Below are 15991 nucleotides of genomic sequence, written 5' to 3'. Positions count from 1 at the left end.
ATCTAGAAGTTCTCAAAAACGCTGTCGTGCAGAGTCTGGGCCATGGTCTTGGCCAAGGCGGTGATGGCCGCGCGCTTGTTGGACTCTGTGGCCGTGGTGCTGCTGCTCACGTTGTAGGTGGCGTTCTGCCACAGGCTCTTGTTTTGCCACAGCACCTTGCCGTCCTTCTTGCGGACCAGCTTGGCGTTCACCCAGATGGTGATGCGGCGCTGGCGGCTGGTGTCGCCGGAGGTGAGGGCCACGTCCACGATCTCCACCCGCTCCACGGTCCCCGAAAGCACCGCGTCGGCCTGGCCTTCGGAAACCACGCGCACCATCTGGCTGCGGGTGAACTGGAAGATGACCGCGTCGGTGAAGATCTGCTCGATGCGAATCTCGTTGGTCTTGTTCTTGAAGACCGGGATGGCGATGCTCCTCACGTCGGAGGGCAGGTTGTTCTGCTTGCCGCGGAACTCATACCCGCAGGCCGCCACCAACACCGCCAGAATCAGGATCGCCGTCACCGAAAGCTTGCTCTTCACGACACGTTCCTTTCGTCGGGCCTACACCACTATATTGACCAGCTTGCCCTGGACTACTATTACCTTTTTAAGCGGCTTGCCGTCGATGAATTTCTGCACTTTTTCATCGGCCAGGGCCGCGGCCTCCAGCTCGGCGTCGCCGGCCTCGGCGGGCAGGGTCAGCTTGGAGCGCACCTTGCCCTGCACCTGCACCACCACCGTCTTCTCCTCCCGCACCAGGGCGGCCTCGTCCCAGGAGGGCCAGGGGTGGTCGACGAGGTAGCCCTCGTGGCCCAGGCGCCGCCACAGCTCGTCGGCGATGTGCGGGGCCATGGGGCTGGCCAGGATCACTGCGGTCTCCACCGCCTCCCTGAGGGCCGCCTCGCGGCCGGGGAGCCCTGCCAGGGCCTCGTCCTGCTCGGCCAGGCTGATGGCGTTGACCAGCTCCATAACCGCGGCGATGGCGGTGTTGAACTGGAACTTGTCGCCCGCGTCCTGGCTCACCTTCTTGATGGTCTCGTGGGTCTTGGCGTGCAGGGCGGCCAGGCCCGGGGCCAGCTCGCCGCCGCTGTAGGGCGCCACGCCCTCGGCCTGCTCGGCCACGCTCAGCCCCAAACGCCACAAACGGCCCAGGAAGCGCGAGGCTCCCTCCACCCCCTGGTCCGACCACTCCAGCTCCTTTTCGGGCGGGGCGGCGAAGAGGATGAACAGGCGCACCGTGTCCGCGCCGTACTTGTCCACCATGTGGTCCGGGTCCACCACGTTGCCCTTGGACTTGGACATCTTGGCCCCGTCCTTGATCACCATGCCCTGGGTGAGCAGGTTGGTGAAAGGCTCGTCTACCTTGAGATAGCCCAGGTCGCGGAGCACCTTGGTGAAAAAGCGGCTGTAGAGCAGGTGGAGCACCGCGTGCTCGATGCCCCCGATGTACTGATCCACGGGCATCCAGTAATCGGTGGGGCCGGGGTCCAGGGGCCCCTGGTTGTAGTGCGGGCAGGCGTAGCGCGCGAAGTACCAGGAGGACTCCACGAAGGTGTCCATGGTGTCGGTCTCGCGCTGGGCCGGGCCGCCGCAAGAGGGGCAGGTGGTGTTGAGCCAGCTTTCCAGGTGGGGCAGGGGGCTGCCGCCGGTCTCGGACAGTTGGGCCTCCAAGGGGAGCTCCACCGGCAGGTCCTTCTCGGCCACCGGCACCTCGCCGCATTTGGGGCAGTGCACCACCGGGATGGGCGCGCCCCAGTAGCGCTGGCGGCTGATGCCCCAATCGCGCAGCCGGTAGTTGATGGTCTCGCGGCCCTGGCCCTTGGCCTCCAGGGCGGCGGCCACCGCCCGCTTGGCCTCGTCGGAGCTCATGCCGTCGAACTCGCCGGAGTTGACCAGGGTGCCGTAGTCGGTGAAGGCCTGGGTCATGTTCTCCACGCCCATGGGTCCGTCCGGGCCCACGATCACCTCCACCAGGTCCAGGTTGTACTCCTTGGCAAACTCGAAGTCGCGCTGGTCGTGGGTGGGCACGGCCATCACCGCGCCGGTGCCGTACTCCATGAGCACGAAGTTGGCCACGTACACCGGCATGCGCCGACCGGTCATGGGGTTGACGCAGTAGGCCCCGGTGAACACGCCTTCCTTGGTCTTGTCGTCGGCCCGCTCGGAGAATGACTGGCGCTTGACCTTGGCGATGAAATCCTTGACCGCCTGCTCCTGCTCGGTGCCCGCGCTCAGTTCCAGGGCTAGGGGGTGCTCCGGGGCCAGGCTCATGAAGGTGGCCCCGCACAGGGTGTCGGCCCGGGTGGTGAACACGCGCACCACCTCGTCGCGGCCCTCTAGCTGGAAGTGGATCTCCGCGCCGTAGGACTTGCCGATCCAGTTGCGCTGCATCACCTTGACCGGCTCGGGCCAGCCGTCCAGCTTGTCCAGGTAGTCCAAGAGCTCGTCGGCGTACTCGGTGATCTTGAAGAAGTAGCCGTATAGCTCCCGCTGGGCCACCGGGTTGTCGCAGCGCCAGCAGTTGCCCGCTTCCACCTGCTCGTTGGCCAAGACGGTCTGGCAGGTGTCGCACCAGTTGACCAGCGACTTCTTGCGGTAGACCAGGCCCTTTTCCCACATCTTCAAAAAAACCAGCTGCTCCCAGCGGTAGTAGCTGGGGTCGCAGGTGGCGAACTCCCGGCTCCAGTCGTGGGAGTAGCCCAGCTTCTTGAGCTGGGAGCGCATGTAGTCGATGTTCTCGTAGGTCCACTTGGCCGGGTGGGTCTTGCGGGCAATAGCCGCGTTTTCCGCGGGCATGCCGAAGGCGTCCCAGCCCATGGGGTGCAAGACGTTGAAGCCCTGCATTCGCTTGATACGGGCCAAGGCGTCGCCGATGGTGTAGACCCGGCTGTGGCCCATGTGGATGCGCCCGCTGGGATAGGGGAACATCTCCAGCAGGTAATATTTTTCTTTGTCAGAATCCTCGCCCACCGCGAAGACCCGGTCGGAGTCCCAGCGGTCTTGCCAGCGGGATTCGATGGCGTGGGGATCGTAACGTAGCTGCTTTTGTTCCATGCTGATGCCTTGCTGGCCTCGGGCGCGCGGGCCCGGTGCCCCTTGCTCAAGAAAAACGCCCGCTTCGGCGGGACGTATGGCGATTTTTACCACAGTGCCGCACACCTGTAAACCCGCTCCCCCGGTGCGGCGGGGTACTTGACTGAGGCAGCTTCATGGCCAATGCTGGGGGCGTCCCAGGGAGGGGAGCCATGCTGGTCGACGCGCACACTCACGCCTTTTTGCCCGAGGACCTAGAGGTCTTGGGCGAGCGCCTGGAGATGCTGGACAGCGATTTGGGGGCCAAAGACCCCAACAAATGGCAGATCCACGCCGGGGGCACCGCCGAGGCCCTGGCCGCCTCCATGGAGCGCTGCGGGGCCGATCGCTACGTTCTGTTGCCGGTCACCGGCTCCAAGGGCCGCATCGGCGAGCTGAACCGCTGGGCCGCGGCCACCGCCGCCGCCCATCCCGGCATCATCCCCTTCGGCACCCTGCACCCCACGGCCGAGCCCGAGCGCCAACTGGCCCAGCTTTTGGAACTGGGCCTCAAGGGCGTGAAGCTGCATCCTTTCATCCAGCGCATCGACCTGGACCGCCCCGAGGCGGCGGCCTTGTTCCGCCGCCTGGCCGGGGAGCGCCTGCCCGTGCTGTTGGACACCATCCACATGGAGGGCCTGTTCGCGGCCAAGCCCCACCTCCGCGACGTGCTCAAGTTCTTCGGGTTCATGGGCTGCCAGCCCCACCAGATCGCGGCCCTGGCCAAGGCCAACCCCGAGCTTCCCATCATCGCGGCCCACATGGGCAGCCTCTACGGCTGGCCCCATTTGGGCGAGCTGCTGGCCCTGGACAACGTGTATTTCGACCTGGCCTATGTCAACGGCCTGCTGGAACCCCACGCGGTCATGGAGATCATCCGCAGCAAGGGCCCGGAGCGGGTCATCTACGGCACCGACGCCCCCTGGCGCGAGCCCGTGGCCTTCCGCGAATGGTTCGAGGACCTGCCGCTCACCAGCGGCGAGCGGGAGATGGTCGCCGCCGGCACCCTGCTGGAGCTGCTGCGCCTGGCTTGAAAAGCCCTATTTCCGACAGTGCATCCGGTTTATAGTGGATATAGGCCCTTCGCCTTTATTCCATCCCCCAATCGGGAGTCCGGTCATGCTTGCCAGTCGTCTAAGCCGTGTTGCCCTTGCCTGCTTTTTGCTTTGCTTGTCCCTGGCCCTGGCCGCCCCGGCCCGAGCAACCGCGCCCCAGGGCGAGGCGCTCGCCAAGCTCTTCCAACGCTTCGAGGCCTATGCCGAGAAGAACCGCAAGGCCTTTGGCGTGCCGGGCATGGCCATTGCGGTGGTGGCCGATGACAAGGTGATCTGGTCCAAGGGCCTGGGCAGCACCGCCCTGAAGGGCGGTGCGCCGGTCAACCCCCGGACCATCTTCCAGATCGGCTCGGCCTCCAAGTCCTTCACCGCCGGGCTGGTGGGTATCATGGCCGACCAGGGCAAGCTCTCCTGGGATGATCCGGTGATCAAGCACTACCCCGGCTTCCTCATGCACGACGCCTGGGTCACGCGCAACTTCCTGGTCAAAGACCTGATGGCCCAGCACACCGGCCTGGCCCCCCATGCCGGGGAGACCCAGGCCTTCCTGGGCTTCACCACCCAGCAGATGATCGACTCCCTGCAATACATGGAGCCCATCACCAGCTTCCGCTCGGCCTTTGCCTACCAGAACATCCCCTTCCTGGTAGGCGCGGCCATGGTCAACCGCTACACCGGCGGGGATTATGCCTCTGACCTGCAAAAGCTGATCTTCACCCCCCTGGGCATGAAGAGCACCAGCGTGCCCAAGAGCGGCCTGACCAAGGGCAAGAACGTCACCCGCCTGCACCAGCGCCACGGCGGCAAGGTGGTGATGCTGGCCAAGGACTGGGCCTTCTCGGACTGGACCTACCAGTTCGCCGCGGCCGGGGGCATCTGCTCCAACGTGATGGACATGACCCAGTGGCTGCGCCTGCACATCAACCGGGGCACCGTGGACGGCAAAGAGATCATAAAGCCCGAGACGGTGGACTTCCTGCACACCCCGGCCACTCCGGCCATGGCCAAGATAAGCGAGGGCGAGCTATACCAGTATTGCCAGGGCTGGGTCTACGTGCGCTACGCAGCCCCCTACACCATGATCTTCCACAACGGCGACACCACGGCCAACCACACCATGATGGCCTTCATGCCCGGCCGCAAGGTGGGCATCGTAATGCTTTCCAACCTGGGCGGGGTCAACCTGATGGACCGCCTGGCTCACTACTTCTTTGACCTCTACGTTGGCCAGGAGCCGGGCGACTATGCCGGCGATGAGTTGAAGAAGGTGCTGGCCGCCGAGAAGGAAGCGGGCCTGCCGCCGCGCCCCAAGAACGCTCTGCCGCCCCAGCCGCTCAAAAACTACGCGGGCGTGTACAGCAACCCGGTCTACAAAAAGACCGTGGTGAAGGTGCGGGGCAAGGATCTGGTGCTCTTGATGGGCCCCAAGAAGGTGGAGATGCAGCTCAAGCCCTGGGACCGCGACGTGTTCGTGGCCATGGACATCATCGACCCCACCGAGCCCTTCAGCCAGGTGAACTTCATGAACAACGGCGACGGGGTGGTGGATAGCTTTGTGATGAGCGTGTTGGCCAACGAGGCGGGCGGGCTGTTCACGCGGGTGCCGGAGAAGAAGTAGGGGAGGGCAGTTAACGAATATAGCGGCCTACGAGGCGGTCTATCCCTCAACCCACCACTTTGTGGGAGTTGTTAAAGGGAAAGACAAGTTCTGTGCGTCAATGGTCTGTCCCAGGTCCGAGACCAAATTTGACAACCATGATGTGTGGAAATAAATAAGATGACGATAACCCGCATGTGGTTCTAGCGAAATTAGTCTATTTACATAACTTACTCCCACCGATTCATCTTTGGTCATAGGGAAGGGACAAGCATTTTTATCGGGCATATATTCGTGCGCATATGCTGAGCGAATTAGTTTGTACAGAAGATTAGCATAGCTGAAAGGGCGCAGTTTTTCCGGGGTCAGGCTAGGACAGATGTCCCTTATCACCGATTCAGATTGGTCAACGTCAGGCCCCAGCAGGATTCGTCCATAGGAAAAATTTAAGAAAGTCTTTTTTAAAACCTCACGTTCTCGCTTTTGTTCTAATGATTCAATTAACAGAGGCACACTGATTGTGGCCGGGAGGTCAGTGGCTTTTGCGAAATGGATTAATACTTCCACAAAACGCTTTTTATCTATCCCTCTTCCCGGCCACGCTTCCGCCGCCATAGCACTTATCGCAGCACACAGAATAAGTGCGGCCTCGCTATAACCGCACCCGCATCCCCCCTCATTTAGCGCCAAAGCAATATCAGCCTTGCTCTTCGCCCAATCCCCCCAAGAAAAAGCCATGCCCTTTTTCCTTACCTACCTCTTCCTTCTCCCCTGCCTTAACCCAGCCCCTACATCCTCCCCCACGGCCTGGGCAAAAACACCTCGTCGTACAGGTGCAAGGCGTAGCGGTCGGTCATGCCCGCAATGTAGTCGGCCGCGGCCTTTTGGCGCAGGCCCATGTCGCTGGGTGGGTCCCCGCCCAGGTATTTACGGTAGGTTTCGTCGTACTTGGGTTCGCAGAGCCGCTCGAACAGCTCCCTGACCACCTTGGAGGCCTTCTCAAAGTCCTCGTGCACCTCCATGTTTTCGTACACCCGCTGGTAGAGGAACTCCCGAAGCCCCACCATGGCCTCTTCCACTCGGGGGCTCATGGCCAGGGCCTTGCCGCCGTTGGCCAGGCTGGCCGCGATGAGGTCGCGCACCATGGTGTCGATCTGGCGCGAGAGCTTGGCCCCCAACACCTCCACCACCGGCTTGGGCAGCTCGGCCCGCTCGATCACTCCGCCCCGGATGGCGTCCTCGGTGTCGTGGGCGATGTAAGCCACCACGTCGGCCGCGCGCACTACCTGGCCCTCCAGGGTCAGGCGGGTCTTCTCGCCGCGCTTGGGCAAAAAGGCTCCCTTGCCCTTGGAGTGCCCGGCGATGCCCTGGCGCACCTCGAAGGTCAGGTTCAGGCCTTGGCCGTCGTTTTCCAGCACATCCACCACGCGCAGCGACTGGTCGTGGTGGTGAAAGCCGCCGGGCAACAGGCGATGCAGCACCGACTCGCCGGCGTGGCCGAAGGGGGTGTGCCCCAGATCGTGGCCCAGGGCGATGGCCTCGGTGAGGTCTTCGTTAAGGCGCAGGGCGCGGGCCACGGTGCGCGCGATCTGGGACACCTCCAGGGTGTGGGTCAGGCGCGTGCGGTAGTGGTCGCCGGTAGGGGCCAGGAATACCTGGGTTTTGTGCTTAAGGCGGCGAAAGGACTTGCAATAGAGGATGCGGTCACGGTCGTGCTGAAAGGCCGGCCGGATGCTGCATTCGGGCTCGGGGTGTTGCCGCCCCTGGCTGGCCGCCGAGCGCGTGGCGTAGGGGCTCAACATGGCCTCTTCCAGTTGCTCCCGTTGCTCGCGTAGGTTCATGCCTGCCTCCTTTACAAAAGCCACCCCAACCTTTAGACTCCCTGGCATGCCCAAGGCAAGGATAATCCATCGTTATCTCTTTTTCGAGATGCTGGGGCCATACTTCGTGGCCCTGGGGGTGTTTACCTTTGTCTTGCTCATGGCCAAGATCATGGAGCTCACCGACCTGGTGGTCAGCCGGGGCGTGGGCCTGGACGTGGTGGGGCGGCTCCTTCTCTACACCATGCCATACTTCCTGGTCTTCACCATACCCATGGGCACCTTGCTGGGCGTGCTCATCGCTTTCCTGCGCCTATCCTCGGACAACGAGATCGTGGCCATCAAGGCGGCCGGAATCAGCCTGAGCAAGCTGCTGCCCCCGGTGGCCACCCTGGCCTTGTTCTCTTGGGCGGTCACCAGCGCCCTGGCCTTCTGGGCCCTGCCCTGGGGCAACAACAGTTTTGAGAACCTGGTGTACAAGGTAGCATCCTCCCAGGCCGAGCTGGCCCTCAAGGAAGGCTCCTTCATCGACACCTTCCCCCACCTGATCATCTACATCGACAAGCTGCCCGGCGACGGGGTGCTCAAGGACGTGTTCATCGTCGACCAGCGCGACCCGGAGAAGCAGCACACCATCGTGGCCAAGCGGGGCAAGTTTTTCCCGGCCAAGGGTGGCAAGCTCACCCTTCGGCTCTACGAGGGCGGCATCTACGCGGTGAGCCCTGACCGTCGCTCGTCCCAGACCGCGGACTTCGAGACCTACGACGTGACCCTGGACGCCGGGGCCTTCGTGGCCCAGCAGCGCAAGGAAAAGCACGAAAAGGAGATGTACGTCTCCGAGCTTTTGGCCGAGCTGAAAAAAGCCCCGCCCGACTCCAAGCGCTACTACCTGGTGGACATGGAGCTGCAGAAGAAGTTCAGCCTGCCCTTCGCCTGCCTGGTCATGGCCCTGATCGGGCTGCCTCTGGGCATCCACTCGCGCTCGGGGCGCTCCTGGGGCGTGGCCGTGGCCCTGGTGGTGTTTTTGTCCTACTACCTGCTGCTCTCCACCGCCTGGTCCCTGGGCGAGAGCGGCTTCTATCCGCCGGTGGTGGGCATGTGGGTGCCCAATATCGTGTTCGGCCTCTTGGGCGCGTTCATGTTCCGTCAGGAGCTCAAGGAAAAGCCCAACCCCCTGCTAAACCTGCTGGAGCGTTTGCCCCTGCTGCTGGCCCGTATCCGGGCCCTGCGCTCCAAGCCCGCCGCGCCGGAGGCCTGAGTTGCGCATCCTCTCGCTATACGCCTCCCGCGAGTTTCTAAAGCTGTTCAGCTTTTTGGTCATCGGCTTCGTGGCCATCTTCACCCTGTTCGACTTCATCGAAAAGGTGGACAACTTCCTGGAGGCGGGCGTGCCCACCTCCACCATGATGAGCTACTTCATCTTGCAGGTGCCGGAGATCACCGCCTTGATGATCCCCATGGCCATCCTCATGGCCTCGGTGCTCTCCCTGGGGCTCATGGCCAAGAAGAACGAGATCGTGGCGGTCAAGTCCAGCGGCATCAGCATGTTCCGCTTCACCCTGCCCATCGTGCTCTTGTCCCTGGTGTTGGCCCTTACCGTGGCCCTGATCAACGAGGTGGTGCTGCCCATCACCAAGACCCGCACCAACTTCATCTGGAACGTGCGGGTGGAGAAGCAGCCGGGCAAGCTCTATCAAAAGGAGCGCTTCTGGTACAAAGGCACGGGCTCCATCTACCAGGTGGGCTTCTACCAGCCTGACAGCCAGAGCCTGTCCGACGTGAGCCTCTACCGCTTCGGCCCGGATTTCGTGCTCAGTGAGCGCATCGACGCCAAGCGGGCCCGCTATTTGGGCGGCAAGTGGATCTTCTTCGACGGGCTCTATCAGAAGCGGGTGCCCGGCGGGGGCTACGGCACCCAGATATTCAAACAGCTCGAAATGTCCCTGCCCGAGAAGCCCGGCGACTTCAACCGCCTGGCCAAGCCCTCCGAGGAGATGAGCCTGGGCGAGCTGGCCCGCTACGTGGCCAAGGTGGAAGCCAAGGGCTTCGACCCGCTCCGGCAGCGGGTGGATTTGCAAGCCAAGCTATCCTTCCCCTTCGTGTGCCTGATCATGGCCCTGATCGGCATACCCCTGGCCTTGTTCAAGGAAAAGGGGCGCTTTTTGCCCGCGGCGGTGATCATCGGCCTGGGCGTGGCCCTGTTCTATTGGGTGGGCTTCAGCTATTGCAAATCCATCTTCGGCTACGACGGGGTCTTGCCGCCGGTGCTGGCCGCCTGGCTGCCCAACCTAATTTTCGGCCTGTTCGGGGTGCTGATGTTCACCCACGTCAAGCAATAGGCGGCCCGGCCCGCAAACAACTGTAATTCCAGCCAAACAATCCGCGTTCTGATTGGGCTTGCTTTCCGGGCCCACGGCCTTACAATATATTCAGGAATAGTTACTAATGCTAATGGAGGTTGCCGTGTTGACCTTGCAGGAAATCCGCGCTGATCAGCGCTTGGTCAATGAGATCGATTGGGAAATGACCCCCGAGCTGGCCGTGTCGCAATACCTTGAGTGGGGCAACGGCTGGGATCACCTGGGCCGCATGGTGCGCAGCCCCGAGCAGGAGGCCTACTACTTCGTGGTCTACTCCTGGGAGGACGGCCCGGTGCTGCACTTCTTGCGCCGCGACACCGCCGGGGTGGACGAGCTGGCCGTGATCGAGCTGCCCGAGGAGCTCAAGCAGCGCTTCCAGGAGTACTGGAACGGGCACAAGGGCCTCTACGGCCTCACCCCGGAGATCGAGGCCTGGCTCAAGGGCGAGCTGGGGGTGGACACCGTAACCCACTAGCTTTTTCTTTGCCAAACAAAGAACCGCGCCCCCCGGAAATCACCAGGGGGCGCGGCCATGTTTCGGGCTTGGGTGCGGCTTATTCCTCGGGGAGTTTGGTCTCCAGGGCCATCTTGATCTTGTTCTTCAGCTCGGTGAGGTCGAAGGACTTGATCACGTAGAAGTCCGCCGCGATGGACTTCATGTCCTCCTTGAAGGTGTCGTAGGCGGTGCAGAGGATAACCGGCAGGTCGTAGTACTTGTTGCGGATGTCCTGCAACAGGTCCAGCCCGTTGTAGTCCACCATCTTGATGTCCAAGACCACCAGGTCCGGTTTCTCCTGTTCAATGCGCTCCAGAAGCTGATACCCGCTGTCCGCGGTGATCACCTCGTAGCCTTCGTCGGCCAGCTCCTCGGAGTACAGGAATCGGATGTGTTCTTCGTCGTCAACGATCAGTATCTTGGCCATGATCACCTCTTACGATCGCTAGGCCACCCAGTGATCCACCAGGTAGGGCTTGGTCTCCTCGAAGACCATGCATTCAGTCTCAATGTACTCCTCGGCCTGCTGAACGCTCATCCGCTCGGTCTTGCGCACATAGGAGAGCGTCTTGCCGAAATACAGCGGAATCAGCGAATCCAGCAGGGCCTGGCTGTCCATTACCCCTTTATTATAGGCCACCGCGTAATCGAACAGTAGCTTGGCCCAGGTCTGGGTGGGGAAATCGAACATGTCCTCGGGCAGCCCGGCCACCTCCTCCACCTTGGCGAAGATGGGCTCGGTGAGAATCTCCTGCCAGGCGTCACGATACTTGCCCATGCCCTCCCGGAAGTTCTCGGCCAGCTTCTCCTGGGTCACCTTCACCGGGGGCGGCATCTCCACCTCGCCCAGGCCGAAGCCGTAGATGGAGGTGGGCTTGGACCACTTCACCCGCATCCAGTAGCCCGCGCTGTGGCGCATCAGGTCGAAGATGGTGCCCACCACCTGGCTGAACATGGGGCCCAGGTCGCTGCCCGGATCCTTGGGCTTGTGGATCTTGGGCCGGCCCATGAAGGCCTGACAGATGGGCACGTTGTTGTTCATGGCCAGGGTGGTCATCCAGATGTCGATGCCGAACTGGCTCACCGCCTCGGACCAGGTGGGACTGGCCAGGTAGACCCGGGCCAGGTCGCCGGAGAAACCGAAGTCTCCGCCGATGGGCTGGCGCACCCGGCGGCCGTACAGGGCGCGGGTGAAGGGATAGGCGATGGCGTTGGTGATGGTGCCGTCGTACTTGTGGCGCACGTACAGGGGCGCCACGTAGCCGAAGTCGTTGAACAGGGGCTCGCCCAGGTGGCGGATCCACTGGGGGGTGATGGACTTGAGGTCCGCGTCCACCACCACCACCGCCTGGGCGCCCAGCTCCACCACTTTGCGGAACAGGTTTTGGAAGTTGTTGCCCTTGCCTCTCACCCCCGGTGGAGTGGAGAGGTAGATCTGGGGCACGTCCTCGGTGTCGGCCTCGAAAAAGGCCTCCTTGGTGCCGTCATCGGAATTGTTATCGCAGTTGATGATTACACAGCTCTTGTCGCCAAAGTAGCGTTTGAGCCCTTGGGCCGCCTGGGTGGTGGGATAAGCGATAAGCTTGGCCTCCCGGTAGGAGGGGATGGCCACCACCATCTCGGCCGAGGTTATGTTTTGGGGGTTCTCTTCCAGGTGCGCCTCAGTCATCGAGGTCTCCTCGTCTGCATTCAGGCGGGTGAACTTCAATTACCGCTTAGAGATACGCTAATCCCGGCCCAAAGTCAAACCCACGCCCCAGCGTTGTATACTTGACACCGAAGCGATTTTATCGGCAATATTTTGGGCAGTGCGCCTGTGGCGGCTACGGCCCCGGGGCGGTTTCATGACACTGAACCCCAATGGGTATCCGGGAGGAAACCGTGCATAAACGTTTACGCCTGATCATGCCCCTGATGGTACTGCTTCTTGTGGGCCTGGCCGTGCCGGCCCAGGCCGACGGCCTGCGTTTCCAGGAATGGGGCCTCACCGCCTTCGGCAACCTGAGCATGGACATCGACAACGCGGACCTCTACGAGGCCGGTGTGATCGGCCACGTGGCCATGCCCCTGGTGAACAACTCCGACATCCGCCTGGACTTCCGGGTGGAGGGCCTGTTCGGTGCTTTCTGGGATTACGGCAATGGCGTGGAGGTGGGCATCATCCCGGCCCTGCGCCTGTACGTGGGCAAAATGGCGGTGCAGCCCTACATCGAAGGCGGCATCGGCCCCTCCTACAACAGCCTGGACATCCAGGAGCTGGGCATCGGCTTCAACTTCCTGTCCTACGGCGGGGTGGGTCTGCGCTTCCCGCTCAAGAACAACATGAGCCTGGAGGTCGGCTACCGTTTGCGCCACATCTCCAACGCGGGCTTGGATGATCGCAACCACGGCGTGACCTCCAACCAGGTGCAGTTCGGCGTGGCCTGGGCCTTCTAAGCCGCGGCCGACATAATTCTCCGATCTTGACGGAGGGGAGCGTTGCTTCCCTCCGTTTGCTTTGGGGGGGAAGAGAAAAGAGAGTTGGGAATAATGGGAAAGGGGATAGGCAAGCGTGGCCGCCCTAAACGATGCGGCCTCCAGCGCTAGGTGCGCGGGGGGGCTGCTTGCGGAGGGGGCTGATAAAGAGGTTTGGAAAAAAAGAAAGCGGGCGGAGAGCCGGGAGATAACGTTGCCTAGCCCCGACGGCGGCGGGACCGGGACGGGTCATCGGGACGATGCGCTCCGCCCAGACATCGCGGCCCCCGGCGGTTGGCGCGCGGGGGCCTGGTAACGAAACGGCCGCTTTTGATGAGGCGATAGTGCCGGGGCAGGGCAGGGCGTTGCCTGGGCCTTATCCGCTTCTTTATCTCCCTAGCCCAGCTCCTTCTCGAACGCCACGAACAGATCCTCCAGCTCGTAGAGCAGGGTCTCGGCCTCGGAGAGCTTCCAGCCGCCGATGGCCTCGGTGATCTTCTGGTGCAGCTCCACGATCTTGGGGCCGTAGTGCTCGATGGCCCTGGAGAGCCCGGGCTCCAGCTCATGCTCGTGGCTCAGACGCACCACCAGGGGCACCAGGTCCATGAAGGTGGGGTTGGTGTCCATCAGGCTGTTGTCCAGACCGGTCACCACCCGATAGAGCTTGGGGAACTCCTTGGCGAAGCTCTTCTTGTACACCGGGTCCACGTGCACCCGTATCTGCATCCAGCGGCTCATGGCTCGCTCCTTGGGCAAGGCAGGCGCCCGGCCAGAATCTCCCGGGCCACATACTCAACTACGTCGATGCCCGCCAGGGCCGGTCCCCGGCGTCCGTACATCACGTTAAATTCTAGCAGCAGCGGCTCACCCGAAACCACGGCCACGTCAAAGCCCGCTTCGTCCAGGCCCCCGGCCCGCGCCGCGCGCACGGCCAGCTCCACCGCCGCCGGGGGCACGTCGTCAAAGCTCACCGAGGCGCCCCGGGCCACGTTGGAGCGCCACTCGCCCTCGGGCGGCAGCCGCCAGTAGGCGCACACCGGCTCATAGCCGATCACCACCACCCGCAGGTCGCGGTCAATGGGCAGGCGCTCCTGGATATAGGCCACCTTGTTCTCGGCAAGGTATGCCTCCAGCTGGGCCTGGTTCTCGATGAGATACACGCCGCGCCCCTGGGAGGACGCCCGGGGTTGCTTGGCGATAAAGGGGAAGCTGAAGTGATCCAGAATGCCCCGGCTCTGCTTGCCATAAAACACCCGGGTGCGGGGATGAGGCAGGCCCAGCAGCTTGAACAGGGTGGTCTGCTTGATCTTGTCGCCCTCCAGCAGATGGCAAGCCAGGGAGGGAAACAGACGCTTGCCCAGAGCCGCCAACTGGGGGGCCAGGGCGGCGGTGGGGTAATAGATCGTATCCGCCGCGCGGATCAGCTCCAGCTCTGCGGGGGAATAGTCGTCCAGGTTGGGGCGCGGCCCCAGGGTGGTGATCTGGGGGAAGCGGGCCAGTCGCCGGCCTATGGCCACCAGGGGACGGTTCAAGGCGCGCACCTCGCCAAGGTGAGGGAAGAACCGGAGCGGAGCCGGCGTGTAAGCCGGGTTCTGTTCCCAGCCAAAAAGGCCGGACGATGACCATTCATCTAGGGCGGCGGTTGCCCGCCGCCTCCAGCGACCTACCCGGGAGCATGGGGCGGGCCGCCCTCGTGTCGCTCCCCTATTTGGTCTTGCACCGGGTGGGGTTTGCCGTGCCTGGGACGTCGCCGCCCCAGCGGTGAGCTCTTACCTCGCCGTTTCACCCTTACCGCCGCTTAACAAGCGGAGGCGGTCTTTTCTCTGTGGCACTTTCCGTGGGGTCGCCCCCCCTGGCCGTTAGCCAGCACCCTGCCCTGCGGTGCCCGGACTTTCCTCCCGCCCTAAAGTTAGGGCCGGCGGCCATCCGGCCGGCTCCGCTCCGGTACTAGGAAGTATAACCCAAGCGCCCTAGGCGCGCCGGTCCATGGCCAGGTTGGCCAACTGGTCGGCGCGGGCGTTCTGGGCCCTAGGTACGTGTAAGATGCTCACTTTGGCGAAGGATTGCAACAGGCCCTTGGCTTTGGCGAACAGCGGCTTGAGGCCCGGGGCCTTGACCTTGTAGCGCCCCTCGATCTGGCGGACGATCAGCTCGGAGTCCAGCTTGATGTTAAGCTCGCTGGCTCCCAGGCGCTTGGCCTCTTCCAGGCCCATGATCAGGCCCTGGTACTCGGCCTCGTTGTTGGTGGCCACGCCCAAATAGCGGCTCAGCGCGGCCACCTCGTTGCCTTGGTTGTCGTAGAGCACCGCCCCGGAGCCGGCCGGGCCGGGATTGCCCCGGGACCCGCCGTCGGCTTGCAGGGTCAGCGAGAGCGCCTCGGGGCTCATTCGGCCTCCGCCTCCGCGGCCTCGGCCTTCTTGGCCTTGGCCTCGTCCGTTTCGAAACCCGGGGCGTCGGCCCAGTAGATGAGCCGGCGGCAGGAGGGGCAGGTCATGATCTTGTCCATGCGCTGCAACTCGTTGAACTGCTGCGGCGGGATGCCCATGTGGCAGGCGTTGCAGCTGCCCTCGCTCACCGCGGCGATGGCGATGCCGTCGCGGGCCTGGCGGATGAAGTCGTAGTCCTTCATCAGCTTGGAGTCCACGTCGCCGGTCAGCTTGCCGCGCTTGGCCTCCAGGCGGCGCACCTCGGCCTCCAGGCTGAGGTAGCGCTCCTCCAGCTGGGCCCGCTCGTCCTTGGAGGCGGCGCTGAGCGCGCTCAGGCGCTCGCTCAGACCGGCCACCTTCTGCTCCAGGGCTTCCACAAACTCCATCAGCTCCAGGAGCTGATTGTCGTTGTCCTTGAGCGCGTCCTTGTTGTCGTCGATCTCCGCGTTGGCCGCCTGATACTCCTTGGGGGTCTTGGAGCCCATGAGGCGGTTCTCGGCCCGGCGCAGGCGGGTGCGGATGTTGTCGGCGATCTCTTCCAGGGCGGCGCGCCGCCCCAGCAGCTCGTCCAGCTGGGCCTGCTCGCGGGCCAGCTCGGCGCCCAGAGTCTCCTCGCCTCGGGTGAGCTCGGCCAGGCGGGCGGGGATGGCGTCCCGCTCTTGGCTCAGGTCGAACATGGTTTTGTCGGTGGCTTGCAGCCTTACCAAAAGACGGAGCTGCTCGAGCAAGG

General features: G+C 63.3%; 16 protein-coding genes and 1 other RNA gene. 6 read left to right on the top strand and 11 right to left on the bottom strand.

All coding sequences use genetic code 11. The annotated features are described in order from the left end of the window. Positions 1-2 precede the first annotated feature (2 nt). Positions 3-521 (bottom strand): hypothetical protein, encoded by a 519-nt coding sequence (locus KQH53_12670; GenBank protein MCB2227523.1) that lies wholly within the window; start codon positions 519-521, stop codon positions 3-5. Positions 522-542: 21 nt separating this feature from the next. Then, entirely contained in the window at positions 543-3035 is a 2493-nt protein-coding gene (leuS, locus tag KQH53_12665; GenBank protein ID MCB2227522.1) for a leucine--tRNA ligase, read from the bottom strand. Between the two features lie 191 nt (positions 3036-3226). Here leuS and KQH53_12660 point away from each other — a divergent pair, with 191 nt between their 5' ends. After that, the gene (locus tag KQH53_12660; GenBank protein MCB2227521.1) at positions 3227-4087 is read left to right on the top strand and encodes an amidohydrolase family protein; all 861 of its coding nucleotides are present in this window, start codon (positions 3227-3229) and stop codon (positions 4085-4087) included. Between the two features lie 85 nt (positions 4088-4172). After that, positions 4173-5726, top strand: coding sequence for a serine hydrolase (locus KQH53_12655; GenBank protein MCB2227520.1), 1554 nt, complete (start codon positions 4173-4175; stop codon positions 5724-5726). A gap of 39 nt (positions 5727-5765) precedes the next feature. Here KQH53_12655 and KQH53_12650 read toward each other — a convergent pair whose 3' ends face one another. Both KQH53_12650 and KQH53_12645 read right to left on the bottom strand, forming a co-directional pair. Continuing rightward, positions 5766-6443, bottom strand: a complete 678-nt coding sequence (locus tag KQH53_12650) for a hypothetical protein (GenBank protein ID MCB2227519.1) — start codon at positions 6441-6443, stop codon at positions 5766-5768. Positions 6444-6493: 50 nt separating this feature from the next. Then, positions 6494-7546, bottom strand: a complete 1053-nt coding sequence (locus KQH53_12645) for a deoxyguanosinetriphosphate triphosphohydrolase (protein ID MCB2227518.1) — start codon at positions 7544-7546, stop codon at positions 6494-6496. Positions 7547-7592: 46 nt separating this feature from the next. Between KQH53_12645 and lptF the strand changes: the two genes are divergently transcribed. The 3 genes from lptF (at position 7593) to KQH53_12630 (ending at position 10360) form a co-directional block, all read left to right on the top strand. After that, positions 7593-8783 (top strand): LPS export ABC transporter permease LptF, encoded by a 1191-nt coding sequence (gene lptF, locus KQH53_12640; protein ID MCB2227517.1) that lies wholly within the window; start codon positions 7593-7595, stop codon positions 8781-8783. Between the two features lies 1 nt (position 8784). Beyond that, positions 8785-9864, top strand: a complete 1080-nt coding sequence (gene lptG, locus KQH53_12635; protein ID MCB2227516.1) for an LPS export ABC transporter permease LptG — start codon at positions 8785-8787, stop codon at positions 9862-9864. Between the two features lie 124 nt (positions 9865-9988). Further along, the gene (locus KQH53_12630; protein MCB2227515.1) at positions 9989-10360 is read left to right on the top strand and encodes a hypothetical protein; all 372 of its coding nucleotides are present in this window, start codon (positions 9989-9991) and stop codon (positions 10358-10360) included. 79 nt (positions 10361-10439) lie between these two features. Here KQH53_12630 and KQH53_12625 read toward each other — a convergent pair whose 3' ends face one another. Both KQH53_12625 and KQH53_12620 read right to left on the bottom strand, forming a co-directional pair. Continuing rightward, complete coding sequence (locus tag KQH53_12625; GenBank protein MCB2227514.1) at positions 10440-10808, bottom strand: response regulator; 369 nt, start codon at positions 10806-10808, stop codon at positions 10440-10442. A gap of 18 nt (positions 10809-10826) precedes the next feature. Further along, entirely contained in the window at positions 10827-12050 is a 1224-nt protein-coding gene (locus KQH53_12620) for a glycosyl transferase (GenBank protein MCB2227513.1), read from the bottom strand. Positions 12051-12262: 212 nt separating this feature from the next. Here KQH53_12620 and KQH53_12615 point away from each other — a divergent pair, with 212 nt between their 5' ends. After that, positions 12263-12817: an acyloxyacyl hydrolase gene (locus KQH53_12615; protein MCB2227512.1), complete on the top strand. Its 555-nt coding sequence runs from the start codon at positions 12263-12265 to the stop codon at positions 12815-12817. 414 nt (positions 12818-13231) lie between these two features. Here the strand turns inward: KQH53_12615 and KQH53_12610 are convergent, their stop codons facing one another. From KQH53_12610 to KQH53_12590, 5 genes are all read right to left on the bottom strand, one after another. Further along, positions 13232-13573 carry a hypothetical protein gene (locus tag KQH53_12610; protein ID MCB2227511.1) on the bottom strand — a complete coding sequence of 114 codons (342 nt, stop codon included), beginning with the start codon at positions 13571-13573 and terminating at the stop codon, positions 13232-13234. Next, positions 13570-14367 carry an ATP-grasp domain-containing protein gene (locus KQH53_12605; GenBank protein MCB2227510.1) on the bottom strand — a complete coding sequence of 266 codons (798 nt, stop codon included), beginning with the start codon at positions 14365-14367 and terminating at the stop codon, positions 13570-13572. Before KQH53_12605 ends, KQH53_12610 begins: the two co-directional genes overlap by 4 nt. 33 nt (positions 14368-14400) lie before the next feature. Then, an RNA gene (rnpB, locus tag KQH53_12600) (RNase P RNA component class A) lies at positions 14401-14773 on the bottom strand. Between the two features lie 32 nt (positions 14774-14805). Continuing rightward, positions 14806-15222, bottom strand: a complete 417-nt coding sequence (locus KQH53_12595; protein ID MCB2227509.1) for a ribonuclease HI family protein — start codon at positions 15220-15222, stop codon at positions 14806-14808. After that, positions 15219-15989 (bottom strand): hypothetical protein, encoded by a 771-nt coding sequence (locus KQH53_12590; protein MCB2227508.1) that lies wholly within the window; start codon positions 15987-15989, stop codon positions 15219-15221. The genes KQH53_12595 and KQH53_12590 overlap by 4 nt, the downstream gene beginning before the upstream one ends. Positions 15990-15991: the final 2 nt, after the last annotated feature.

The organism is Desulfarculaceae bacterium (assembly GCA_020444545.1).
Classification (GTDB): domain Bacteria; phylum Desulfobacterota; class Desulfarculia; order Desulfarculales; family Desulfarculaceae; genus Desulfoferula.
Note: the sequence above shows the minus strand (reverse complement) of the source record. Positions and strands in the feature narration are given on the sequence as shown.